The 23,959-nt window shown below is 69.7% G+C and carries 21 protein-coding genes; 8 read left to right on the top strand and 13 right to left on the bottom strand.

The window, feature by feature from the left end; translation table 11 throughout:
* Positions 1–70 precede the first annotated feature (70 nt).
* Both DRB06_RS10845 and map read right to left on the bottom strand, forming a co-directional pair.
* On the bottom strand, positions 71–1,192 hold the full coding sequence (locus tag DRB06_RS10845; RefSeq protein WP_108967307.1) for a hypothetical protein: 1,122 nt from the start codon (positions 1,190–1,192) through the stop codon (positions 71–73).
* Between the two features lie 163 nt (positions 1,193–1,355).
* Positions 1,356–2,246, bottom strand: coding sequence for a type I methionyl aminopeptidase (gene map / locus DRB06_RS10840; protein WP_073331778.1), 891 nt, complete (start codon positions 2,244–2,246; stop codon positions 1,356–1,358).
* Between the two features lie 248 nt (positions 2,247–2,494).
* Here map and nhaA point away from each other — a divergent pair, with 248 nt between their 5' ends.
* From nhaA to DRB06_RS10825, 3 genes are all read left to right on the top strand, one after another.
* A complete protein-coding gene (nhaA, locus tag DRB06_RS10835) occupies positions 2,495–4,390 on the top strand; it encodes a Na+/H+ antiporter NhaA (RefSeq protein WP_111819947.1) in 1,896 nt (631 codons plus the stop codon).
* Between the two features lie 97 nt (positions 4,391–4,487).
* Positions 4,488–5,264, top strand: a complete 777-nt coding sequence (locus tag DRB06_RS10830) for a histidine phosphatase family protein (protein ID WP_073331783.1) — start codon at positions 4,488–4,490, stop codon at positions 5,262–5,264.
* Positions 5,261–5,980 carry a LysE family translocator gene (locus DRB06_RS10825; protein ID WP_111819946.1) on the top strand — a complete coding sequence of 240 codons (720 nt, stop codon included), beginning with the start codon at positions 5,261–5,263 and terminating at the stop codon, positions 5,978–5,980. Before DRB06_RS10830 ends, DRB06_RS10825 begins: the two co-directional genes overlap by 4 nt.
* Positions 5,981–6,029: 49 nt before the next feature.
* On the opposite strand, the gene panB is transcribed toward DRB06_RS10825, so the two are convergent.
* Together panB and DRB06_RS16665 are read right to left on the bottom strand one after the other, a co-directional pair.
* A complete protein-coding gene (gene panB, locus DRB06_RS10820; RefSeq protein WP_073332128.1) occupies positions 6,030–6,818 on the bottom strand; it encodes a 3-methyl-2-oxobutanoate hydroxymethyltransferase in 789 nt (262 codons plus the stop codon).
* Between the two features lie 161 nt (positions 6,819–6,979).
* On the bottom strand, positions 6,980–7,102 hold the full coding sequence (locus DRB06_RS16665) for a hypothetical protein (RefSeq protein ID WP_258522238.1): 123 nt from the start codon (positions 7,100–7,102) through the stop codon (positions 6,980–6,982).
* Between the two features lie 480 nt (positions 7,103–7,582).
* Between DRB06_RS16665 and DRB06_RS10815 the strand changes: the two genes are divergently transcribed.
* The 3 genes from DRB06_RS10815 (at position 7,583) to DRB06_RS10805 (ending at position 13,224) form a co-directional block, all read left to right on the top strand.
* Positions 7,583–8,914 carry a glutamine synthetase family protein gene (locus DRB06_RS10815; RefSeq protein WP_073331788.1) on the top strand — a complete coding sequence of 444 codons (1,332 nt, stop codon included), beginning with the start codon at positions 7,583–7,585 and terminating at the stop codon, positions 8,912–8,914.
* 78 nt (positions 8,915–8,992) lie between these two features.
* Positions 8,993–12,526 (top strand): bifunctional [glutamine synthetase] adenylyltransferase/[glutamine synthetase]-adenylyl-L-tyrosine phosphorylase, encoded by a 3,534-nt coding sequence (locus DRB06_RS10810; protein ID WP_111819962.1) that lies wholly within the window; start codon positions 8,993–8,995, stop codon positions 12,524–12,526.
* A 47-nt stretch (positions 12,527–12,573) separates the two neighbouring features.
* Positions 12,574–13,224: a histidine phosphatase family protein gene (locus DRB06_RS10805; protein WP_108967297.1), complete on the top strand. Its 651-nt coding sequence runs from the start codon at positions 12,574–12,576 to the stop codon at positions 13,222–13,224.
* Between the two features lie 52 nt (positions 13,225–13,276).
* Here DRB06_RS10805 and DRB06_RS10800 read toward each other — a convergent pair whose 3' ends face one another.
* The 6 genes from DRB06_RS10800 to lipA form a co-directional block, all read right to left on the bottom strand.
* The gene (locus DRB06_RS10800) at positions 13,277–14,086 is read right to left on the bottom strand and encodes an amino acid ABC transporter ATP-binding protein (RefSeq protein WP_108969709.1); all 810 of its coding nucleotides are present in this window, start codon (positions 14,084–14,086) and stop codon (positions 13,277–13,279) included.
* 5 nt (positions 14,087–14,091) lie between these two features.
* Positions 14,092–15,024 (bottom strand): amino acid ABC transporter permease, encoded by a 933-nt coding sequence (locus DRB06_RS10795; protein ID WP_395994445.1) that lies wholly within the window; start codon positions 15,022–15,024, stop codon positions 14,092–14,094.
* Between the two features lie 77 nt (positions 15,025–15,101).
* A complete protein-coding gene (locus DRB06_RS10790) occupies positions 15,102–16,049 on the bottom strand; it encodes an ABC transporter substrate-binding protein (RefSeq protein WP_111819945.1) in 948 nt (315 codons plus the stop codon).
* A gap of 97 nt (positions 16,050–16,146) precedes the next feature.
* Positions 16,147–17,571, bottom strand: coding sequence for a type I glutamate--ammonia ligase (gene glnA / locus DRB06_RS10785; RefSeq protein ID WP_108967293.1), 1,425 nt, complete (start codon positions 17,569–17,571; stop codon positions 16,147–16,149).
* 180 nt (positions 17,572–17,751) lie between these two features.
* On the bottom strand, positions 17,752–18,474 hold the full coding sequence (locus DRB06_RS10780) for a DUF4191 domain-containing protein (RefSeq protein ID WP_111819944.1): 723 nt from the start codon (positions 18,472–18,474) through the stop codon (positions 17,752–17,754).
* A gap of 36 nt (positions 18,475–18,510) precedes the next feature.
* Complete coding sequence (gene lipA, locus DRB06_RS10775; RefSeq protein ID WP_111819943.1) at positions 18,511–19,581, bottom strand: lipoyl synthase; 1,071 nt, start codon at positions 19,579–19,581, stop codon at positions 18,511–18,513.
* 153 nt (positions 19,582–19,734) lie between these two features.
* Here lipA and lipB point away from each other — a divergent pair, with 153 nt between their 5' ends.
* Both lipB and DRB06_RS10765 read left to right on the top strand, forming a co-directional pair.
* On the top strand, positions 19,735–20,421 hold the full coding sequence (gene lipB / locus DRB06_RS10770) for a lipoyl(octanoyl) transferase LipB (protein ID WP_108967288.1): 687 nt from the start codon (positions 19,735–19,737) through the stop codon (positions 20,419–20,421).
* Positions 20,422–20,602: 181 nt separating this feature from the next.
* Entirely contained in the window at positions 20,603–22,099 is a 1,497-nt protein-coding gene (locus DRB06_RS10765) for a protein kinase domain-containing protein (protein ID WP_258522237.1), read from the top strand.
* Between the two features lie 126 nt (positions 22,100–22,225).
* On the opposite strand, the gene DRB06_RS10760 is transcribed toward DRB06_RS10765, so the two are convergent.
* Genes DRB06_RS10760 through DRB06_RS10750 form a run of 3 tightly spaced genes read right to left on the bottom strand, consistent with a single transcriptional unit; the run spans position 22,226 to position 23,433 of the window.
* Positions 22,226–22,447 (bottom strand): hypothetical protein, encoded by a 222-nt coding sequence (locus DRB06_RS10760; RefSeq protein WP_146750871.1) that lies wholly within the window; start codon positions 22,445–22,447, stop codon positions 22,226–22,228.
* Positions 22,448–22,483: 36 nt separating this feature from the next.
* The gene (locus DRB06_RS10755) at positions 22,484–23,203 is read right to left on the bottom strand and encodes a Clp protease N-terminal domain-containing protein (RefSeq protein WP_111819940.1); all 720 of its coding nucleotides are present in this window, start codon (positions 23,201–23,203) and stop codon (positions 22,484–22,486) included.
* Positions 23,200–23,433, bottom strand: coding sequence for a hypothetical protein (locus DRB06_RS10750; protein WP_220093020.1), 234 nt, complete (start codon positions 23,431–23,433; stop codon positions 23,200–23,202). Before DRB06_RS10750 ends, DRB06_RS10755 begins: the two co-directional genes overlap by 4 nt.
* Positions 23,434–23,959 lie beyond the last annotated feature (526 nt).

The following is a 23,959-nucleotide window of genomic DNA, read 5'->3' as shown; positions in this document are numbered from 1 at the left end:
CGGCGGCCCCGCTATCCAGCGGGGCCGCCGTCGAGGTGCAGCGGTGGGCACGGAGCCCATCAACTGGTCTTTAGAAGGACTTGGCCTCCATGTACAGCTCGTCGGTGCCCCAGTAGCCGTTGACCGCGAATACGCCCTGCTGGGCGTTGGCGTCATCCTCACTGAGGATGAACATGAAGTAGCCCGTGGCGGTGCCGCCGTCGCGCGGCATGTCCTGCTGGCGGAACTCGCTGTCGATGTACAGGTAGGTCGCCTCGGTGGTGTTGCCGTCCTTGACGTAGTCGACCGTCAGGTCATACGCGTCCATCTTGCCCTTGCCGTGGTACGTGATCGTCACCGGCACCCGCATGTAGACGTTGCCGCTGCCCGGGTCCTCGTAACGGTACTTGCCGGCCTCGGTCTCGACATCGGAGGTGGCATCCCACTCGACCGAGCCGAACTGGACGTCGAAGCTGGCGTCCGGATCGTCCTCGTAGTCGTCGGCCTCGAAGACGAGCACGTCCTTCTCCGGATCGGCCGGGTCGTCCATGGTGGTGCCGACGTCCGAAGAGGAGGAAGAGGAGTTGGAGTCGTCCTTGTCGTCGTTCGTGGTGTCGTCACTGGTCGGGTCGTCACTGGGCGTGTCGTCACCGTCGTCGGTGTCGTCCGAGGTGGTGTTGCGCGAGTCGTCACTGGTGCGGGAGGACGCCGTGGAGGTCGGGCGCGCGACGGGCTCGTCGTCACCGCCGGTCAGCGCCACGATGAGGCCGATCACCAGCGCCAGGACGACAACGGCGATGATGGTCCAGAACCACCACTGCTTCGTCACCGGCTTCTGACCGCCGGGGGTGCCGCCCTGACCGACATCGATTGGTTGCCAGCCGGCGGCCTGCGGGGACGTGCCCGGGGTCGCCTGCTGGTTGTGATATGGCGTGGGGGACTGGGCGTAGTCCATGTTGGCCGCGTACGGACTCGCACCGGCGGCGTAATCACCGGAAGGAGCCGATGCCGACTGGCCGGTCGGGTCTGCGACCGGCGCGGAGCCGGCCTGCGGGGCCGAGCCGGCGGAGGCTCCGGGGGCAGAGTCATCCACCCATAGCTGCCAGCCCTCGGGGGCCGGGCCCCAGGCGGGATCGGGCTGCCACCCCGGGGGCGGGTTGAACCCCTCGGGGGGTGCCGGCCAGTTCGGCGGCGGGTTGAAGCGCAGTGCCATGAGTCAATACCTCCGGGAAGTGGGGATGCATATTGTCACGCGATGCCGCGAACAACGGTCGCGGACGGATCACAGACGTGAATGTACACGTGCATCGGCGTTTGTTGGGCATCCGTCTCAGCTCGGGGGATGGGTAGCACTACCCCAATACCTCAAATGCGGCTCAGGGGAGTGTGAGAATGTCGGCGCCGTCCTCCGTGACCACCAGCGTGTGCTCGAACTGGGCCGTGCGCGAGCGGTCCTTGGTGACCACCGTCCAGCCGTCGTCCCACTGCTCCCAGTCCTCGGTGCCCAGGGTGAGCATCGGCTCAATGGTGAAGACCATACCCACCTCCATGACGTCGTCGAATCGGGGGGCGGAGTCGTAGTGGGGGATGATCAGCCCCGAGTGGAAGGCCTCGCCCACCCCGTGACCGGTGTAGTCCCGCACCACCCCGTAGTTGAAGCGTGTGGCGTACTTCTCAATGACCCGGCCGATCACATTGACCTCCCGGCCCGGCTTGACCGTCTTGATCCCGCGCTCCATGGCCATGCGGGTGCGCTCGATCAGCAGTGCCGTCTCCTCGTCGACCTCACCCACCGGGTAGGTCGCGTTGGTGTCGCCATGAACGCCTTCGAAGTATGCGGTGACATCCAGATTGATCAGATCCCCCTCCTTGAGCACGGTCGAGTCCGGGATGCCGTGGCAGATCACCTCGTTGATGGAGGTGCAGATCGACTTGGGGAAGCCCATGTAGCCCAGGCAGGAGGGGTAGGCGTGGTGGTCGCACATGTACTCGTGGGCGATCCGGTCCAGCTCGTCGGTGGTGACCCCGGGGGCGATCGCCTTGGCGGCCTCCGCCATGGCACGCGCCGCGATCCGCCCGGCCGCCCGGATCCGCTCAACCGTCTCGGCGTCCTTGACGTCGGACGCGGTTACGCGCTCCGGGCCGTCGTGGAACATGTACTCGGGACGGGCTATGGAGGCGGGCACATGCCGCTCGGGGGTGAGAACGCCCTTGGTGAGAGTGCCGCGGGGAGCCCGGTCCGCAAGTGAGATCGTCGGTGTAGTCATGGCGTCAGCATAGGAGCCGTCCGAGGCACGAGTACCCAACGGCCACCGCCGGGACGCGATTGACAGCGGTCCATGCAATGACACCAGTTCGCCGGCCCGTCCCGCGCCCCGTGTATCGCTCTGCTTCGCTCCCACGGGTAGGGATCTGGGCCGCTCGCATTCGGTGCCGCCGGTCGACAATGCAACCGGGCGGCTGACCGTGCGCGAGGAAACCACCTCCTGTGATTACGCTCGGAAACGGAGATTGAATGAGCACTCCCGACGTTCGTGCCGCCAGTGACCAGGGGCGCATCCGTGACGTCGTAGACAGTTACCTGCGCCGCCGAGGGCGTCTGCTCGAGTTGCAGACCAATGAGACCTATGCGGCGATCGCCCTCGCCGTGGCGACGATCGTCGCCCTGATCTGGGCGAATGTGGGCGACAGCTACCACCAGTTCTGGCAGACATCCGCGGCTATCACGGTCGGCCCGTTCGCGGTGGATCTGACTCTGCACGAGTGGGTGGATGAGGGCCTGATGGCGGTCTTCTTCTTCATGGTCGGGTTGGATGTGCGTCGAGAGCTGACGCTGGGCGAGCTGCGGCTGCCGGGACGCGCGCTGCTGCCCACGGCGGCCGCGGTGGGCGGCCTGGTGGTGCCGGCGCTGATCTACCTGGCCATTATGGGCGGCTCGGACGGGGCCCACGCGTGGGGATCGGTGATCTCCACCGACACGGCCTTCGCGCTGGGGATGCTTGCCCTGGTGGGCCCCAAGCGCGCTCCGCGGCTGCGGCTGTTCCTGCTGGCCTTCGCCGTCATCGACGACATCGGCGCCCTGGCGGTCATCGCCGTCTTCTACTCCGAGTCGCTGAACTTCGTCGCCCTGGCCGTCGCCGCGGCCGGGCTGCTCCTGGTGTGGCTGATGGCGCGTCGCGGGGTCTGGCGCGTGCCGCCCTACCTGGTGCTCGCCGTCGTCATCTGGTACGCGGTCTACCGTTCCGGCGTGCACGCCACGCTCGCGGGCGTGCTCATCGCCCTGCTCATGCCGGTGTACAACGTGCGCAGCGAGGACGTCGACGCCGCCGGGGAGTTCGCCGCCCTTTACCGGCAGGCCCCGGCGCCAGGAAGCGCCCGGATGCTGCGCGAGTCCCTGAACTACTCCATGCCGCTCAATCAGCGCCTGGCGTTCCTCCTGCCGCCGTACGTGAACTTCCTGGTGGTGCCCCTATTCGCCCTGGCCAACGCCGGAGTGGCGCTCGGCGCCGAGACCATCGGTGCCGCCATCTCCTCCCGCATCCTGTGGGCCGTGATCGGCGGCCTCGTGGCGGGTAAGCTCATCGGCGTCGTCCTCGGGGCCGGGCTGGTGCTGTGGATCGTGCCCGCCTCCCGCATGCCGGGGCTGGACCTGCCGCGCATCACCGGACTCGGAGCTCTGTCCGGCATGGGCTTCACCATCTCCCTGCTGGTGGCCAACATCGCGCTGGAGGACGAGACTCTGCGCGACCAGGCGCGCCTCGGAGTACTGCTCGCCTCGCTGCTGGCCCTGGTGCTGGCCGCCCTCGTCTTCCAGGTGACCGACCGGCTCTGCCCGCTGCCGGAGCCCACTGGGATGCGCCTGTGCCGCCCGCCCGCGCCGGCACACGAACTGACGTTCGGCAGCATGGACGCGCCGCATGTGCTGATCAACTACGCCGACATGGACGACGAGGACCGGTGGCGGCTGACGGAGGCGCTTTATGGCCTGCAGCCGCTGATCGACTCCGGCGAGGTGCTACTGATCCTGCGGCACAAGTTGTCCGGTCCCGGGAGCCTGCTGGCGGCACTAGCACTGGAGGCCGCCTCCGGAAACGACGAGCCGGGCCTCTGGGCCTTCCACGATGCCCTGGCCGGGCTGCGCGGCGGCATCACCTCCCACTCGATCACACGTGCGGCCAGGGATGCTGGAATCGATGCCCACGCCATGTGGGAGCGCATCGACTCCGGAGTCGATGAGGCGAAGGTCCTCGCCGATGCCAGCGACGTCGAGGGCCTGACCGACGATGCCAGCCCGGTTGTCTACATCGACGGTCGGCGCTTCGAACACCTGCTCAACCGCTGGACCTTCTCCGAGGAGATCAACCGGCTGCAGCGGGCGGCGGCCACCGGCGGGGATAAGCCGGGGGACTGAAACGTGGGCAAACCGCCGGGGCCTCCAAAATACTGGGCTCCGGTGGGTGCCGACGACCGGCCGCACCGTATGCGGAGCATTGCCATACGATTACCGCATGGCGATGATCTACTTCGTGCGGCACGGCCGTACCGTCCTGAATGAGCAGCGCCGCACCCAGGGCGCGGCCGACTCCCCACTGACGCCCGAGGGACGCCTGGGCGCCGAGATCTGCCGTGACTACCTGGCCGACGTTCCCTTCAACCGCGCCTACTTCAGCCCCCAGGGGCGCGTCCAGGAGACCGGCGGCATCCTGCTGCAGGCGCACCCCGGCCTCACCCCGGTGAACCTCACGGGACTTCGCGAATACAACTACGGCGTTTACGACGGCGGCCCCGATCCGGTCATGCACGCGGCCCTGCCTGCGGAGCAGCACCTGCCCGCCGTCCTGACCGGCGTGCACCCCGGCGCCCCCGGCGGTATTACCGCCCGCGACTACCTCGCCGACGTCGACGGCGCCCTAGCCCGCATCCTCGCCGACCTGCGCTCCGTCGCGGCGGGTGACGACGGCGCGGACAACGTGCTGGTGGTCTCCCACGGCATGACGCTCATGACCATCATGGCCCGCTGGGTGGGGCCGCAGATCTATGGCATGGCCCCGATGGCCAACTGCGCGGTGACCACCGTTGAGGTGACGCCGAGCGCCGTCGACGGCGCCCCGCGCCTGCTCACGTGGGCGGAGGACCCCGGGAACCAGGGAGTTACCTACCCGGTTCGGGACTTCAGCGACGCCTTTGCTGGGGTCGTGCCCGTACCGATCGACTGGGAGCACCCGGAGGGCCTGGCGGCCGGCTCGGCCGACGCCGTTGGGAACGGTGTTAGGAGCAATGCATGACGCTGCCGCAGGCGCTCGCCGGATTCGCGGCCATCGTGGTTGTGCTCACGCTGGTGCCCGGACTCGACACCGCGGTCGTGCTGCGGGGCGCACTCAATCACTCTCGCGGTTACGGCCTGGCCACGGTCGCGGGCATCTTCACCGGGCTGATCATCTGGGGCGCAGCCGCCGGCGCCGGGGCGACGGCGGTGCTGGCCGCCTCCCGCACGGCTTACCGGCTCCTGTCGCTGGCCGGTGCCCTGTATCTGGCCTGGATGGGCGGCGGCATGCTGCTGCGTTCCTTCCGTCGTGCCTCCCGTGGGCGGACGGCCATAGACCTGGGAACGGGCGCGGCACAGGCGGAGACCGCGTCGGCGGAAGCGCCGCTTACAACGGGAGCACGTGTCGCTGACGCCGACGGTGCTCCGCTGTGGCGGGGCTGGCTCACCGGGCTGGCGACCGATCTGCTCAACCCCAAGGCGGGCGTGTTCTACCTCGCCACCATTCCGCAGTTCATGGCCGTCGGGGTGCCACCACTGCTGATGGGCGTGCTGCTCGCCACCGTGCACGGGCTGTGCTGCATGGTGTGGATGGGCGCACTCGCCGTCGGGGCGTCGTGGATCGCGCCCCGGCTGGAGTCCGGTGCCGGGGCCGCGCTGGAGCGCTGGACGGACCGGGTCACCGGCGGCGTTCTGCTCGGATTCGGTGCGAAGCTGGCCTTCGACACCCGCGTGTAAGCGCCGGCATCACCGCGGAAGGGAAGCAGCACTTGGCGCCGGGGCGAGCCTAGGCCTCGAAGCTCTCCGCAGCCCCCGGGAATGAGGCGTCACGGACCGCGGCGTTGTAATCCTGCGCGGCCTGTTGCAGCGCCCGACCGACCTGGCCGAACTGCCGTGCGAAGCGCGGCTTCCACTCCTCCATACCGGCCATGTCGGTCCACACCAGCACCTGGCCGTCGCAGTGGACTCCGGCACCGATACCGATCGTGGGCACCGGCACCGCCTGCGTGATGCGCGCCGCCACCGGCTCAGGCATCATCTCCAGAACCATCCCGATCGCGCCGGCGTCGGCCAGCGCCGCGGCGTCTGCCAACAGGGCCTCCTGCGCATCCTCGCCGCGGCCCTGTACGCGGAAGCCGCCGAGCTTGTTCACCGACTGGGGAGTGAAGCCGAGGTGGCCGACCACCGGGATGCCCGCGTCGGACAGTGCGCGCACCGTTGCCGCCCGGGGGCGGCCGCCCTCGAGCTTGACGGCGTTGGCGCCCACGCGCATGAGCCGTACGGCACTGGCCAGGGCCTGCTCGGGGCCGGCCTCATAGGTGCCGAAGGGCAGATCCGCCACCACCAGGGCCCGGCTGGTGCCGCGGGCCACCGAGCGAGTGGCCACCACCATCTCGTCGAGGGTGACCGGCACGGTGGAGTCGTAGCCGAGCATGACGTTGCCCAGCGAGTCGCCGACCAGCAGCATGTCGGTACCCGCAGCATCCAGGATGCGCGCGGTGACCGCGTCGTAGGCGGTGAGCATGGTCAGCTTCTCGCCCCGCTGCTTCGCGCTCAGCAGGTGGTGCACGCGCACTTTCTTGACCTGTGAGATCTGCGGCCCCGCCGCGGCCGGGGTGGTGACTTCGGCGGCAGAGCGGTCGGCGGCGGGGGAGGCGCCTACCGTGGCAGCGTCTGCGGATGACTGGTCGGAAGCGGAAGTGGTCATGTTCGGAGCCTACTCGCCGGGCGGAGCTCCTATTCCGATTCCTTGACGGCGACGATCGGCAGCGGAGCCCCGGCGGCGAGGCTGCTGTCGGTGTGACGGTTCAGGTCTGCACGCTCAAACTGGCTCTTCGGGTTTGAGGGCGTGGTGTCCACGGGCCGGTCGGGAGTCTGGGTCGGGCGTGTGAGTGGACTGGGGTGTCTGCTACGCCGGTTCGGCGTTAACAACGCTACTTAACGCTCTGCTGTATACCTCGGAGCCCTTCAGTAGACCGTTAACCGGCGTTGTTAACCCCGAAGTGGCGTTGTAGACGCCGTGGATGGCGAAGTCGCATAGCAGATGGTCCCGCTTCCGGGCACGGGGGATGGCGGCAGACAAGTCCGGCGCGGTGAACCGGCACTGCTCACCGGATCCTTCGCCCCCGTGAGACGCTGGTCTAACGCACCACGTTCGTTCCGATACCCACGTTCACGCCGATAACCCGCGAATGGTCGTGCCCAGCCGTGCCCGCCGCACCGCCGCGTGAAACCCGGCGGACTCCTTCAGCCGATAGGCTGACCGAGGAAGCCCGCGGTGACCGGACCCGCACACCGCACCGGTCCACACCGCCCGCGCAAGGAGGCAACGCCAGCATTATGGACAAGCAGCAGGAATACGTACTGCGCGCCATCGAGGAACGCGACATCCGCTTCATCCGCCTGTGGTTCACCGACGTGCTCGGCCAGCTGAAGTCGGTCGCAATCGCGCCCGCCGAGGTTGAGGGCGCCTTCGAGGAGGGCATCGGCTTCGACGGCTCGGCCATTGAGGGACTCACCCGCGTGTATGAGTCGGACATGCTGCTGTCCCCGGACCCTTCCACCTTCCAGATGCTGCCGTGGCGGGAGGAGGTTAACAGCGTCGCCCGCATGTTCTGCGATGTGCTCACCCCGGATGGCGAGCCTGCCCGCACCGATCCGCGCGCCGTGCTCGAACGCCAGCTGGCCCGCGTGGCCGACGCCGGCTTCACTTGCTATGTGCACCCCGAGATCGAGTTCTATCTGGTGGGCCGCGACGGCGACGGTCGCATCGTCCCCACCGACCATGCCGGCTACTTCGACCACGTGCCCGGCGGCACCGCGCACGAGTTCCGCCGCCACGCCATCCTCATGCTCGAGCAGATGGGCATTTCGGTGGAGTTCTCCCACCACGAGGGCGGACCCGGCCAGAACGAGATCGACCTGCGCTTCGCCGACGCGCTGTCCATGGCCGATAACATCATGACCTTCCGCGCCGTGGTCCAGGAGGTCGCCCTGCAGGAGGGCTGCGAGGCCACGTTCATGCCCAAGCCCTTCGTCGGCCAGCCCGGAAGCGGCATGCACACGCACTTCTCCCTGTACGAGGGCGACCACAATGCCTTCCACGACCCGTCCGGGCAGTACCAGCTGTCCGCCACCGGGCGCGCGTTCGTCGCCGGTCTGCTGCACCATGCCACCGAGATCTGCGCGGTCACCAACCAGCATGTGAACTCCTACAAGCGGTTGTGGGGCGGCGACGAGGCCCCCAGCTACGTGTGCTGGGGTCACAACAACCGCTCGGCCCTGGTGCGCGTCCCCATGCACAAGCCCGGCAAGGCCCAGTCCGCCCGCGTGGAGTTCCGGGGCATCGACTCCTCCGCCAACCCCTACCTGGCCTTCGCCGTGATTCTCGCCGCGGGCATGAAGGGCATTGAAGAGGGCTACGAGCTTCCCGCCGAGGCGGAGGACACCGTCTGGGCCCTGTCCGAGTTGGAACGCAAGTCGCTGGGCATCGGGGCACTGCCCACCTCACTGAAGAGCGCCGTGGCCGCCATGGCCGAATCCGACCTGGTGGCCGACACGTTGGGGGAGGACGCCTTTGAGTTCTTCCGGCGCAACAAGCGTCGCGAGTACCTGGCTTACGACGCCCAGGTGACCGACTTCGAACTCAGTCAGTTCTTCCCGAGATTGTGATGACTCGTGTCCACCAACCGTGAAGCAGGGCAGCAGCGGGGTACTCGCCCCGACACGCCCGCCGGAAGCGGCCCGTCCCTGACCGGGCGCGGCCGGTGGCCCAGCACGCGCGCCCGGCTCCTGTGGGCGGGTTTCACCGAGGTGGATCGCGCCTACGGCCTGCTCACCGACCCGGCGTTGGCGCCCCTGCTGCCCGCCGTGTCCCCGGCGCCCGACGCCGACACCGGGGAGCTGCCTGCCCTCGACCCGGCCCGTGTAAGGCTGGTGGACGAGCTCGGCCGCACCGCCGACCCGGACCTGGCCCTGCTCGCCCTGGTCCGCCTGGCGGAGGCATGCACGGTCATCGGCGGCCCAGAAACCGCCACCGAGCCCACTGCGGAGCCGGAAACCGTGCACTCCGACGCCGTCGCCGACGGCGTGGGCGCTCCCGCTCGCACGCTTGCGCGGCTGCTGCGCCTGGACACAGTCGCTGAGCCGACAGACACGGGAGACCCCGACGCTGAGGCGGACCTCGACCCAGACGAACAGGAACTCGTGGGCCACCGCGGTCGCCTGCTGGCGGTGCTCGGCGCCTCCCAGGCGCTCGGAGACTTCCTGATCTCCCACCCCGGGCACCTGGACGCCCTCGCCCCCGCGCACGCCTGGGACGCCCCCGGCCAGCCCAAAGCCGCCATCGGCCTGCACGACGCCGTCGCCGCCGTGCTTGTAGACGCCCCCACCCCCCTTCCCGAGGCGTTTACCGGCCGCGCCATAAGCGCCTTGCGCGTGGCCTACCGTGACCGCCTGCTCGCCGTGGTCGCCGACGACCTGACCGCCGCAAGCCCACTGGCGCACCTGCCCACCGTGGGCGGGCGCATGTCAGACCTGGCCGACGCCGCCCTGGAGGCCGCCCTGACCATCGCCCGCGCCGTCGTGGGACCCGCCGCCGCGGACGTGGCCATGGCGATCATCGCCATGGGTAAGACGGGCGCACGCGAACTGAACTACATCTCCGACGTCGACGTCGTCTACGTGGTCGGCCCCGCCCACCGGGACGACGGCGGGCCTGCGGCCGATCCCGACGCCGCGGCGGACGAGGAGAACATCCTGCGGGTGGGGGCACAGATCGCCACCGAGATCGCCCGCATCACCTCCGCGTCGGGCGCCGAGCCACCCCTGTGGCCGCTGGACACCGCGCTGCGCCCCGAGGGCAAGGACGGCGCCCTGGTGCGCACCCTGGACTCGCACCTGGCCTACTACCAGCGCTGGGCCTCCTCGTGGGAGTTCCAGGCACTGCTCAAGGCGCGCGCCTGCGCCGGCGACCGGCAGCTCGGCGCCGCCTATGAGGCCGGTGTCGCGCCCCTGGTGTGGTCGGCCAGCCAGCGGGAGAACTTCGTCGACGACGCGCGCGCCATGCGCCGCCGGGTCGAGTCCGAGTCCGCACAGCCGGGTTCCGACGACCGCCGCATCAAACTCGGCCCCGGCGGCCTGCGGGACGTGGAGTTCACCGTGCAGCTGCTGCAACTGGTGCACGGCCGTGCCGACGCGCGCCTGCGCGTGCGCGGAACCCTGGATGGGCTTCAGCAGCTCTCCGCCGGCGGCTACGTGGGGCGCGCGGACGCGGCCGAACTGGCCGACTGCTATCGGATGCTGCGGCTGCTGGAGCACCGCGCCCAACTTCTGCGCATGCGCCGTACCCACGACCTGCCGGCCGCCGATGCAGATCTGCGCCGCATCGGGCGGGGTATCGACCGCAGGCGGTTGAAGGACGCCGATGCGGTGCGCAAGCTCTTCCACCGGGTGCGCCGCCGGGTGCGGGCCCTGCACGAGGAGATCTACTACCGGCCGCTGCTCAGCGCCGCCGCCAGCCTGACCACGGAGGAACTGAGCCTCACCCCCGCCGCCGCGCGCGAGCGCCTCGCGGCCTTCGGCTACCTCGACCCCGACGGCGCGTTGCACCACATCCAGGCGCTCACCGAGGGCGTCAGTCGCCGCGCCGCCATTCAGCGTCAGCTGCTGCCCGTGATCATCGGCTGGATCGGGCAGGGCCCCGACCCCGACCACGGCCTGCTGTCCTTCCGCCGCCTGTCGGAGTCCATCGGCGGCTCCCACTGGTACCTGGCCATGCTGCGGGACTCTCCGGTGGCCGCCCGCCGCCTGTGCCAGGTGCTATCCGGTGCTCGCTGGACCACCGACCGGCTCGCCGAGCGTCCGGAGTCGATCGCCTGGCTCGACGACGACGCCGAACTGGCCGCCCGCCCGCCCGGCGCGATCTGCTCCGAGACGGAACGGGTACTGCGGCGCCGCTCCTTCACCGCCACGGACCCTGCCGGCATCGAGCAGCAGGCCGCGGAGGCGATCCGCGCGGTCATGGGGGTGCGCACGCGTGAGCTGATCCGCGCCGCCCTGGCCGACTCACTCGACGGCGTGGACCCCGCTCGCACCGCCCGCATCCTCGGCGACGCCACCGACGCGGTCCTTGGGGCCGCCCTGACGGTGGCCACCGGCTTGGTGATCGCGCAGCGGGACGGGCCGGCCGCCGTCGCCGCCGGCCCCGATGCCGAGGGCGCCTGGCCCGGTGCCGCCGCCCGTCACGCGCTGATCGCCATGGGGCGCCTGGGCGGACGGGAGATCACCTACACCTCCGACGCCGATGTGCTGTTCGTACACGAGCCGCGGCCCGGCGCCGACCCGGACGTGGCCGCCGCCGAGGCGGAGGCGGTCGCGAAATGGGTGACCCGGCTGCTGGCCCAGGCGCGCCCGCACCCGCTCGAGGTGGACACCGGGCTGCGCCCCGAGGGGCGCCAGGGGCCGGTCTCCCGCTCCCTGGACTCCTACGCCGAGTACTACCAGCGCTGGGGGGCCGTGTGGGAGCGGCAGGCGCTGCTGCGCGCCCGGCCCTGCGCCGGCGACCGCGACCTGGGAGCGCGCTTCGAGGCGCTCATCGACCCGCTGCGCTGGAGCCCGGACGGGCTCGACGACGCCGGGCTGCGGGAGATCCGCCGCCTGAAGGCCCGCATGGAGGCCGAGCGGCTGCCGCGCGGCGCCGATCCCAGTCGGCACGTCAAGCTTGGTCCCGGGGGCCTGTCCGACGTCGAATGGTCCGCGCAGGTGCTGCAACTGACCCGGGCGGCGCAGGTGCCCGGACTGCGCACCACCTCCACGCTGGAGGCCCTGTCCGCCGCTACCCGGGCGGGCCTGCTCGGCGTCGACGAGGCCGGCAAGCTCACCGCCGCCTGGGTGCTGGCCTCCCGGGTGCGGGCCGCCACCGTGCTGGGAACCGGCCGCGAGGGGGCCAGTCGGGTGGAGGTACTGCCCACGGAGCCGCGCGAGATTCGCCTGGTCGGCCGGCTGCTGGGGCTGCCCGCCGGCAGCGAACGGGACCTGGAGGACATCTACCGGCGCACCGCCCGGCACGCCCGGCGCGTGGTGGAGCACGTCGTCTTCGGCGACGCCGTCCCGGCGCGGCCGGCCCCGCCCACGACCGCCGCGGGGACGCGCTCGGCGGGCCGGCGCGGGAAGAATGGTCAGGCACGCATGGGCGACACCGGAGGCGCCGCCGGCAGCGGTGGGAGTGTCAGGCCCCGTCCCCCCAGACGCCCCCGCGGCGCCGGACCCTACCCCTGGTCCTGAACGGTCCTGACGTCGCCCTCGGCCCGCGAGCCTGGCAGTATAGGCTCGTGAAGCTTCTGCTAGTCCGACACGGCCGCACCATTGCCAACGTCGCCGGCGCCCTGGATACCGCCTTCCCCGGCAACTCGCTGGACGCCGTCGGGGTGGAGCAGGCCTCGCTGCTGCCGGGGCGCCTGGAGTCCAGTGGGGACCTGGATGCCATCTCCTCACTGTGGGTGTCCCCGATCCAGCGGGCCCGGGAGACGATCGCTCCCATTGAGCAGGCGACCGGCCTGGCCGCCCGTATCCGCCCCGGCCTGCGCGAGGTACTGGCCGGCGACATCGAGATGAACACGGACATCCGCTCCGTGGCCTGCTACACCGACACTACCCGCTCCTGGATGGTGGGGCGTATGGCCGCGCGGATCCCCGGCAGCCCGGAGGACGGGGCGGACACCTTCGCGCGCTTCAACGGCGTGGTGGAGGAGATCTACAACTCCACCCGCGCCGGCGGCACCGCTCTGCTGGTGGCGCACGGCACCATCCTGCGTCTGTGGACGGCGCTGGCGGCGGCGGTCGGCGGGGGTGCGGACCCCGCCTGGATCGCCGAGCACCCCATGCGCAACACGGCGGTCAGCGTGGTCGAGGGCGACCCGCATTCGGGTTGGCGGCTGGTCGACTGGGACGAGGGCACCTGGCGGGCCGAGGCCGTCGGCTAGTGCAACCCGTCGACCCGGACGTCTCACGGCAGCGGTTGGTGCCGCCGGCCGGTTACAGCACGGAGGACAGGAAGGCCCGGGTGCGCTCCTGAGTGGGGTGATCGAGCACGTCGATGGGGTTGCCGGACTCGCACACGAGGCCGCCGTCCATGAAGACCAGCTGATCGCCGACCTCCCGGGCGAAGCCCATCTCGTGGGTGACCACCACCATGGTCATGCCGTCGGCGGCCAGGTCCTTCATCACCTGGAGCACCTCCCCGACCAACTCCGGGTCCAGGGCGGAGGTGGGCTCGTCGAAGAGCATCAGCTCTGGGTCCATGGCGAGCGCCCGGGCGATTGCCACGCGCTGCTGCTGCCCGCCGGACAACTGTGAGGGGTAGTGGTCAAGCCGGTCGCCCAGCCCCACCCGATCCAGTAGCTGGATGCCGCGTGCGCGGGCCTGGTCCTTGGGTACGTGACGCACGTGGACGGGCGCCTCAATGACATTCTCCAGCGCGGTCATATGCGGGAACAGGTTGAAGCGCTGGAAGACCATGCCGATCTTGGAGCGCTGGGCGGCGCGCTGCTTGTCCGTCAGGGCGTGCAGCCGTACGGAGCCGTCGGGGCGCTGCTCCTCCCGCATGCCGATCAGCTCGCCGTCGACCCACACGCGCCCGGCGTCGATGGTCTCCAGCTCGTTGATGCAGCGCAGCAGCGTGGACTTGCCGGACCCGGACGGGCCCACCAGCACGGTCACGGAGCCGGGCTCGACCGTCAGGTCGATGCCCTTGAGCACGTGCAGCTCCCCGAAGAACTTGTGCAGTCCGGCGATGCGGACCTTGGGCGTACCCGGCGGGACGGGCTGGGCGGTGTTCGAGTTCATGCTGCTCACGGGGTGACCTCCAGGAAGGGGGAGTCCTTGGTGGTGTGGGAGTCGAGGATGGCCTGCTGGCGGGCTGACAGGCCGCGGCCCGCGCGGCTCCCGGCGGCGGCGGTGGACCCGTCGAAGCCGCGGCCGTAGTAGCGCTCAATGAAGTGCTGGCCGACCATCAGGATGGAGGTGATGATGATGTACCACAGGGCCGCCACGATCAGCAGCGGGATGGTCTGGTAGGTGTAGGAGGCGTAGGAGTTGGTGACGAAGGTCAGATCCAGCGTGAAGGGGACGGCCAGTACCAGCGAGGTGGTCTTGAGCATGGAGATGGTCTCGTTGCCGGTGGGCGGCACGATCACGCGCATGGCCTGCGGCAGGACGATGCGGCGCAGGATCTGCCCCCGGCTCATGCCCAGTGCGCCGGCCGCCTCGGTCTGGCCGGGATCCACGCTGGCCAGGCCGGAGCGCACGATCTCCGACAGGTAGGCGCCCTCGTTGATGCCCAGCCCCAGCACGGCGGCGACGAACGGCGTGAACACCGCCGTGGTGCGGAAGGTGATCAACTCCGGCCCGAAGGGAACCCCCAGGCTCAGGTACTGGTACAGGGCGGACAGCGCCCCCCAGAACACCAGCTGCGTGTAGATCGGGGTGCCGCGGAAGAACCACAGGTACGCCAGCGACACGCCGCGCAGCACCGGGTTCGACGACTGGCGCATGACCGCCGTCGTCACCGCCAGCACGATGCCGATCAGCATCGCCAGGAACGTCAGCAGCAGCGTCCAGCCGACCGCCCGCACCACGTGCACCTCGCGGAAGAAGAACCAGACGGTGCCCCAGTGGAACTTCTCATTGGTCACCAGGGCGTGGATGAGCATCGCACCGAGGATGGCGACGATGGTGGCGCTGATCCACGTGCCGGGCCGGGGAACCGGCTTCAGACGGTTCAACTGGACCGGTTGGTCGGGGCCGGGGACGGCCGTGGCAGAAGGGGATTGGGTGGGCTGGGGAGGTCTCAAGGTGGTGATCACTGCTCCACGTTCGGGTTCAGCTCGGCGGTGGTGAGCGCGGCGTCCTCAATGCCCCAGGCGTCCAGGATCTCCTCCCAAGTGCCGGAGTCCATGAGGTACTGGACGGCCGCCTGGATGGCGGCGTTGAACTGCGGATCGTCCTTGGCCAGGACGATGGCCTGGGGGAGTGCGTCCTCGATCTCGCCGACGGTCTCCACCCCGCCGTCGGTCAGTTCGATGGCGTAGCCGGCCACGGTCGAATCGGAATAGACGGCGTCGATCACGTGCCCCATCAGACCGGTGGTCGCCTCCGACTGGGTCGAGTAGGAACGCACGGCGATGGCCGGCAAGCCCGCCTCGGTGCAGGCGGCGGAGTCGGCGTTCATGGCCTCCTCCTGGGCGGTGCCCGTCTGCACGCCGATGGTCAGGCCGCACAGGTTCAGGTGGTCGGAGGGGTCCACGCCCTCCGGATTGCCGGCGACCACGTTGAAGCGGGAGCCGACGTTGATGTAGGCGATCATGTCCATGGCCGACTCGCGCTCGGCGGTGACGGTGAAGGAGGAGATGCCGGCGTCGTACTTGGAGCCGACGGCGGCGATGATGGAGTCGAACTCCGCCGTGTGGGTGGTCGAGTCGACGCCCAGCACGGCGGCGATGGCCTTGGTCAGATCGACGTCGTAGCCGATGGCGGTGCCGTCGGTGTCCAGGAACTCGGCGGGCGCATAGTCGGTGGAGGCGGCCACGTCGAGCACGCCGTCGGCCAGGGCGCCTTCGGGGAGCATGTCGATGATGTCCTGCTGAGCCTGGATGCCGGAGGTGTCATAGCCCGTGAAGGCGGCGGCGTCGCCGGTCTGGGTGGCCTTCCAATCGGCGGCGTCGGTACAGGCGGTCAGCGGCACCGTCGCCGTCAGCGCCAGGCACAGCCCGGCGGCGACGCGCGCGCTCAAGGTGCGTGCGGATCTCATGCGGCTCCTTCGAATCGAGGACTACGGCCGCCGCCAGGATATCCACATCAGAGCATAGATATGCAAATGGTTGGGGCGGGCCGGCACGAGAGGCCGCTCACAGGTCGTAGTACAGCTCGAACTCGTAGGGGTGGGGGCGCTGGCGCATCGGGGCGATCTCGTTGGTGCGCTTGTAGTCCACCCAGGTCTCGATCAGGTCGGGGGTGAAGACGTCGCCCTCGCCCAGGTAGTCGTGGTCGGCCTCCAGCGCCTCCAGCGTCTCATCCAGCGTGCCCGGGAGCTTGTCGATGTCGTGGTAGTCCTCGGGGGCCAGCTCGTACAGGTCCTTGTCCACGGGCTCGCGTGGCTCGATGCGGTTGCGGATGCCGTCGATGCCGGCCATGAGCGTGGCGGCGAAGGCCAGGTAGGGGTTCGCCGACGGGTCGGGCACGCGGTACTCGATCCGCTTGGCCTTGGGGGAGGAGCCGGTCACCGGGATGCGGATGCAGGCGGAGCGGTTGCGCGCCGAGTACACCAGGTTCACCGGCGCCTCGAAGCCCGGCACCAGCCGGTGGAAGGAGTTGACCGACGGGTTGGTGAAGGCCAGCAGGCTGGGGGCGTGACGCAGGATGCCGCCGATGTACCAGCGGGCCAGGTCGGAGAGCTGCCCGTAGCCGCGCTCGTCGAAGAACAGCGGCTTGCCGTCCTTCCACAGGGAGTGGTGCGTGTGCATGCCCGAGCCGTTGTCGCCGAAGATCGGCTTGGGCATGAAGGTGGCGGTCTTGCCGTTGCGCCAGGCCTCGTTCTTGACGATGTACTTGAACTTCATCATGTCGTCGCCGGCGGCGAGTAGGGAGGCGAAGCGGTAGTTGATCTCCTGCTGCCCGGCGGTGCCGACCTCGTGGTGGGCGCGTTCGATGTCGAGGCCGGACTGAATGCAGGTGCGCACGATGCGATCGCGAATGTCGGCCATCTGGTCGTTGGGCGATACGGGGAAGTAGCCGCCCTTGAAGGCGGTCTTGTAGCCCTTGTTGCCGCCGGGCTCGTCACGGCCGGTGTTCCAGGCCGCCTCGGCGGAGTCGATCAGGTAGCGGGTGGAGGCGGGCGTGGTCTCGTACTGAATGGAGTCGAACAGGTAGAACTCGGCCTCCGCGCCGATGTAGCAGGTGTCGGCGATGCCCGTGGAACGCAGGTAGTCCTCCGCCTTGGCGGCGATCGAACGGGGATCGCGGGCGTAGACCTCGTCGGTGAAGGGATCCACGATCGAGAAGTTGATTACCAATGTGCGCTGCTCACGGAAGGGGTCCAGGAAGGCGGTGGTGACGTCCGGGATGAGCTTCATGTCCGACTCGTGGATGGCGGTGAAGCCGCGGATGGAGGAACCGTCGAACATGAGCCCCTCGGTGAGCGCCTCATCCTTGAAGGCGGCAACCGGAATGGTGAAGTGCTGCATCACGCCGGGCAGGTCGCAGAAGCGCACATCAACCAGCTGCACATCCTCCTTCTCGATGTAGGCCAGCGCTTCCGCAGCGTCACTGAACATGTGGTCCCTCCGTCAGGGTGTGCGTGTTGTATGCCCGAAAGATCCCGGGCGTGGGTATGCAGGCTAGGTGGGCGCGGTGTCGTGGCGGTGCCGCGAATATGTCCGCCGTGTTTCGGCTGCATGGCCGAGCCGGTCCGCAGACTTGCGGAGCGCCGGCCTCGGGGCGGGCGCGGCGGCGGTTCAGTGGCCGCGGATGGCGCGGCGGTCCGGACGAATGTTGTTCGGGTCCATGTACTTCGGGATGGGCAGGCCCTTGGAGGACAGGGACGACAGCCGCTTGGCGACCCGGTCGATCTCGGTGTTGGTCAGCTTGGTGGGCTTAGTGGGCAGGCGCCGCAACTCGCGCTCGAGGTGGATCAGGCGTGTCTGCCCCTCCGCGGTGCCCACGCTGATCACGTGCACCGGAACCGTGGACAGGATGCGCCGCAGCACCTTCTTCTCATCCTCAACCAGGCGCTGGGTACGACCCGGCGCACCCTCGGCCACCAGCACGATGCCCGGGCGTCCCACCAGGCGCCATACGAAGTCCTGGCCCTTGGGGCTGAAGGCGACCGGATCCGACTCCACGTACCAGCCGCGGCCCGCCTGATCGAGCACGGCCTTGACCGCACCGGGGTGGCCTTCGATCTGCATGTAGGAGGCACGGCGGGTGGCCAGTGAGAGAACCACCATGTCCGCCATGAGCGCCAGCAGCACGCCCATCACCAGCCAGTACCACAGCGCCTGGCTGGTGACGGCGGACAGCGCAACGGCCAGTGCCACCAGGGCCACCAGGATGCCGAGCAGGGCCCAGCCGATCCACGGATAGCTGCGCCGTGAGATCGTGTAGGAGTCTTTGACGTTCTGGGCGACCTGTGCGAGGCGCCGCTTCTTCTTCGGCTGGGCGCTCTGGGCTGTGCTCACGATCCCACCTTAGCCGACGACGGCGCACGCCGTCCCTCAGGAGGCGGCCCGGCCCACCGGGCTCGGCGTCGCCCGGTCGGCCGCGGAGCCTGCGGCGGTCCCGGCGGCGAGCAGGGCGGCGGCCTCCTGGCGGGCCGTACTCGGCTCGGCCAGGTCGCGCATGTTGGCGGGAATCTCCCGGCCCGTGGCACGCATCGCCCGCGCCCACAGCATCCCCGAGCGGTAGGAGGAGCGCACCATGGGTCCGCTCATGACCGCATCGATGCCCCGGTCCTCCGCGAGCGCCGCCAGCTCGAGGAACTCCTGCGGCTTGACCCACCGGTCGACCGGATGGTGCAGCTTGGACGGGCGCAGGTACTGGGTCAGGGTCAGGATGTTGACACCGACCGAGACGAGGTCCGCGATTGCCTGCTCGATCTCCTCGCGGATCTCGCCCATCCCCAGGATCAGATTCGATTTGGTCAGCAGTCCGGCCTGCGACGCGCGCGCGAGGACGTCCAGGCTGCCGGCGTAGGAGAAGGCGGGGCGGATCTGCTTGAAGATGCGCGGCACGGTCTCCAGGTTGTGGGCGAACACCTCCGGGCGGGAGGAGAAGACCTCCTGCAGCGACTCCGGGTGGCCCCTGAAGTCGGGCACCAGCAGTTCAATGCCGCAGCCGGGCACTTGTTCGTGCACCTGGCGGGCGGTCTCCGCGTACAGCCAGGCGCCGCCGTCGGGCAGGTCGTCGCGGCTCACCCCGGTAACGGTGGCGTAGCGCAGGCGCATCTCCCTGATTGAAGCGGCCACCCGGGCCGGCTCGTCCGGGTCGTACTCGGTGGGACGGCCGGTGGCGATGTCGCAGAAGTCGCAGCGGCGGGTGCAAATGCTTCCGCCCACGAGGAAGGACGCCTCGCGGTCGTTCCAGCACTCGTAGACGTTGGGGCAGTTGGCTTCGGCGCAGACCGTGTGCAGGCCGTGGCTGCGCACCAGGCCGCGCACATCCTGGTAGGTGTCGGTCACCACGGCGCGGGTGCGCAGCCAGCCGGGCTTGCGTTCGATCGGCGTCTGGGCGTTGCGGGCCTCCACACGCAGCAGGCGGCGGCCCTCAGGGGCGACGGCGTCGGGCACTGGAACTCCTCCCGTAGGACCATTGGCGTAGGACCATCGGCCCGTAGTCTATGCGGTCCGCCCCGGTCGTCACTCATCCGCCACCCCGCGTCGCTACCGGCACGAGCAACGCACCCCCGCACGGGTCTCATCTAGGCTGGTGAGGTGCATGGATTGGGACGCGTCGACGTCGGTTTGGGGACCCGCCTGGTGCCCTTTGACGAGGGCTTGGCGCTTCAGCGCGCCGTGCACGCCGACGTCGCCGCAGGCCGCCGTCCCGCGACGGTGCTGCTGCTCGAGCACGAGAGCGTCTACACGGTGGGGCGGCGCACGCACTCATGGGAGCGTCCGGCCGGCCCGCTGGCTGGGCCCGAGCGCGTGCCGGTGGTGGACGTCGACCGCGGCGGAAAGGTGACTTGGCACGGTCCCGGGCAATTGACCGTCTACCCGATCATTCGCCTGGCCGAGCCGATCGACGTGATCAAGTATGTGCGCGCCCTGGAGGCGGCGGTGATGGACGTATGCGCCGACCTCGGCGTGACCACTATGCGTGTGCCGGAGCGCTCGGGGGTGTGGGTGCCGCCGGGCCGACAACCGGGCCGCGGCGAGGCGCGCGAGTGCAAGGTCTGCGCCCTGGGGGTGCGGGTGGCGCGCGGCACCACCATGCACGGTATCGGCCTGAACGTGGACCCCGACCTGGCCGCATTCGACCTGGACCGGATCATCCCCTGCGGCATTACCGACGCCGGGGTCACCTCGTTGACAGCCGTGACCGGCATCCACTACGCGACGGCCGAACTGGCCGATCCGGTGATGGCGGCGCTGGAGACCCACTTGACTCCACTCATGGCCGACGCCTAGCCCGGAGCCGTGGCGATGGATGCTGCGTGGTCGCCCGCCCGTCCGGCCTCAGCGACTTCGACCGGTCCGGGCGCGTAACCGGTGCCGGTCTCAACGGCGGGCGGTGACAGGTGTGACGGGTTTTCCACAGGCGACGCATTGACCCTGGCACCTTGGTGCCGCTCCGGCGAACATGGAGGCCATGGGCACCAACCAGCACCGCAGCCGCCGGCGGGACGAGCAGGCGGAGGATCCCGACGCGCTCGCGCCGCAACTGCAGGACGCACTCATAGAGGCGGGCCTCGCCGTCGGCTCGCCCCTGGGCGGCGACGCACCGGGCCGGCTAGCGCCCCGCCGCGGCCTGGATGGCGCCGGCCGCGACGTCGTGATCCATCTACTCGAACTGCCCGACGACGCCGCGGGGGCCCGCACGCTGCGCCGCCTGAACGAGCTGCGCGGGCTGACCCACCCCGCGATCGCCCCCGTGCGCGACGTCATCTTCCTGCCCGACGGGTACGCGGCGGTCGTCGTCGACCTGATCGCGGGCGCCGACCTGGCGGTGGTGCTCGGGGCGCGTGGTGGCTTGACCCGCGCCGAGGCAGCGCGGGTGCTCGACGACGTCGGCGGCGCGCTGGCACACCTGCATGCCCACGGTCTGGCACACGGGGACGTCTCACCCGCCAACGTCATGGTCACCACCGATGGCGGGCTGGTGCTCATTGACCTGTTCGGCGGCATCCTCGAGTCCGGGACCGACCGCTGCGCCGCCCCCGAGCGCCACGGTGGCGGCCCCGCGACCCCGGCATCGGACGTGTACGCGCTGGCGGCCCTGCTGCGCGAATGCGCCTCCGGGTCGGCGCTGCTGCGGGCCCGCCTTGAACGCATCCTGCCCGACGCGCTCGACGCCGATCCGACCCGTCGTCCCACCGCCCGTGCCCTGGCCGCCCGGGCGCATGAACTGGCCCAGCCCGGCCGCCTGGTCCTGCCCGAGGGCGCCCGCCTGGCCGCGGGCGCCCTGCGTGCCGCGGCGGCCCGACCTACCCGCGTGGTCCCCACCCGCCGCGCGCTGCGCCGTCGTCGGGGGCCGGCAGCGCGACCCGAAGCGGGACGCGGGCGCCGGCGCGGCCGATCTCGCACGGGGCGACGGCGGCTGGCTGCCGCACTAGTCGGCCTGGTGGCGCTGGTGAGCGTGTTGGGTTTGGGCGTCGGGTTACTCGGCGTCGGCCAGGCGGCACGGGCCACGGCGCCCGGCACCGGCGCAGCCGCCGGCGCCCCGGCCACGGTCCCTGCTCCGACGCAAGTCGCGGAGGAGAGCCTGTTGGAGGTGGTGGTGGACCTGACCGGGCGGCGCGACGCCGCCTTGAATGCCGGTGACGGCGTCGCCCTGGCCGACACCACGGTGCCGCACTCGCCGGCGGCGAACGCCGATGCGGCCGTGTTGGAGGCGCTGGCCGCGGCGGGGGAGAGCGTCGACGGGCTGGACACCGATGTGCTCGGCGTGACCGAGGTGGACGTGCCGGAGGACTGTGAGCAGACCTGGGTGGGCGCCCGGGCCGTGCGCATCCGTCAGTCCCAGCCGGCCTCCACCCGCACGGGCGCGGACGGTGCCGTGCGCACCGTGCCGGCGCTGGCGGCACGCGAGGTGATACTGATCCTCGTCCCCGACCCGTGGCGCGTGGCCGAGGTGCGCGCTGCGTAGAGCGCCAATTTCGATTTCCTCGTGAGGCTCTGATGTTCCCGGGGCTCAGGCCGTCATCCAGCGACGACAGTTACCCACTTCTGGAATCGATCATCTAGGGCGCTCAGGTGCAACGCCGGCCGGGTCTCATAGAGAGGCGGCGACCGTCCTGGCGATGGCGCCGAAGGTGTTGACCATGCCTATGCGTGTCAGTCGCCGGGTCACCGGGTGTAGTAGACGCCCGGACAGGCGCCAGACACGGTATGCGCGCGTGAAGGTCAGCTCGCACCCGCCGGGTGCCGGTCGCAGAACGAAGCTGTCGTAGGAGTGGGTTTGGCCGTCATACGGCCCGGTGAGAATGGTCTTCACCCAGCACACCACGTCGGTCCCAAGCTCGAGGTGTCTTCAGCGCAAATCCAGGTGGCGGCTTCCGTTGCGCGAGCGGTGCATACTGACAATCCCATCCAGATGCTGCTCGCGCACCTCTGTTGGCAATACGGCCCATCCGGTGAGCATCCCCGGATCGGCCAGCACCGCGTGCACCAGCTCCGGTGGTGCAGAGATGAATCGTCTCAGGCACAGGGCTCCGGATGGCGTCTCCGGCAACAGGCCGCGGTCGACTTTAGTAACGCCTGGGGAGCGGAGGTGGCCCCCGTCGTGTGTGGCCAGATCGGCGTGTAGTCGTTCTGTATCCACGTCGAGGTGGGCGAGTATGCGCATCGGCGTCCCGCCCTCCGTCTCCATCAGGCTTTTCAGAGCTGATAGGGAAGTACTGAAATCATTACGACGATCGGCGGCGAACTGCTGAGCTTGGCCGGACAAGGGGATATCGCCGAGGTTGGCCAGCCTCTGCGCCTCCTGGCCGGGCGACTGCAGCGAAGCCGGTATGGCGGTTGCGTCTATGCCGAGGGTCGCCAGGTCCGCGGCGGATACTTCGTACATGGCGCGTCGGGCGTTCGCCAGGGTGACTCCGTGCGTGCCGAGCAGCGCCGCCGCCTCACCGCCCTGGGCGAGCAGCCCCAGCAGCAGGTGGTCGATGTCGATCTCAGGGTGCTGCAGACGCCCGGCCTCATGTCGCGCATAACTAATCCAGGACCACAGATGGGTACGGCTCGATACTGTCATCGGTTCCTCCTCCTGGTGGGTGCCAGTCCGGGTGCGACTCGTTTCGCGTACTTCTTGTGGACGGCTTGGCGGGTGACGCCGAGGTTGTTCGCGATTTCCGTCCAGCCCATGCCAGCGCGCAGAGCAGCCTCAACCTGTGCAAGCTCCAGAGTCTCGGTGAGTCTGCGCAAGGCGGCCACGGCGCGCAAACCGGTTGTCGGCTCTGTCGTATCGGCTGCCGCGGCGGCCACTTGGTCGGGTGTAGGTGTCGTTTTCAAAGCCACGTAAGCAACTTACGTTGACAGGTGGTGGCTTGTCAACCAAAGTTGCGCAGATATGCGACCGTGGGTTCTGGACGTACATGCATCTGCAGGATCAAGGCTTTCGCTGCGACGCCAGGGGAAGCCGGTGTTGATCGGGTAGTGCGTGACTCGGCGCGCTTCCCGCAGACGGTTCGCGATGCGTCGTGTGGGTCCGGGATGACTGGCAATGGTCCGGCCCGGGCCGGACAACTGCGCCGGAGATGCGGGGTCTCGGCCACCCGATGGCGCCGCACACCCCAGGCCCGGCTCGGAGGGGTTCGCGACCGGGCGGTTCACGACTTCGCCAGTCTGGACCCCTTACGTCTGTTTGGACCGCCCCAGTTGCACACATTACGGCGGTCCAAACGGAGAGAAGCGGTCCGAACACCAAACAGAGGACCGCGGTCAAAACGGGGAGGGCGGTGACCCAATAGGGCCTGCGGCGCGCGAACCCGAAACAACGGCGGGCCCGCGT

Origin of the sequence: Actinomyces sp. Z5 (genome assembly GCF_003287795.1) — a bacterium.
GTDB lineage: Bacteria > Actinomycetota > Actinomycetes > Actinomycetales > Actinomycetaceae > Actinomyces > Actinomyces glycerinitolerans.
The sequence above is the reverse complement of the archived record's forward strand: the minus strand, read 5'-3'. Positions and strand labels throughout refer to the sequence as shown.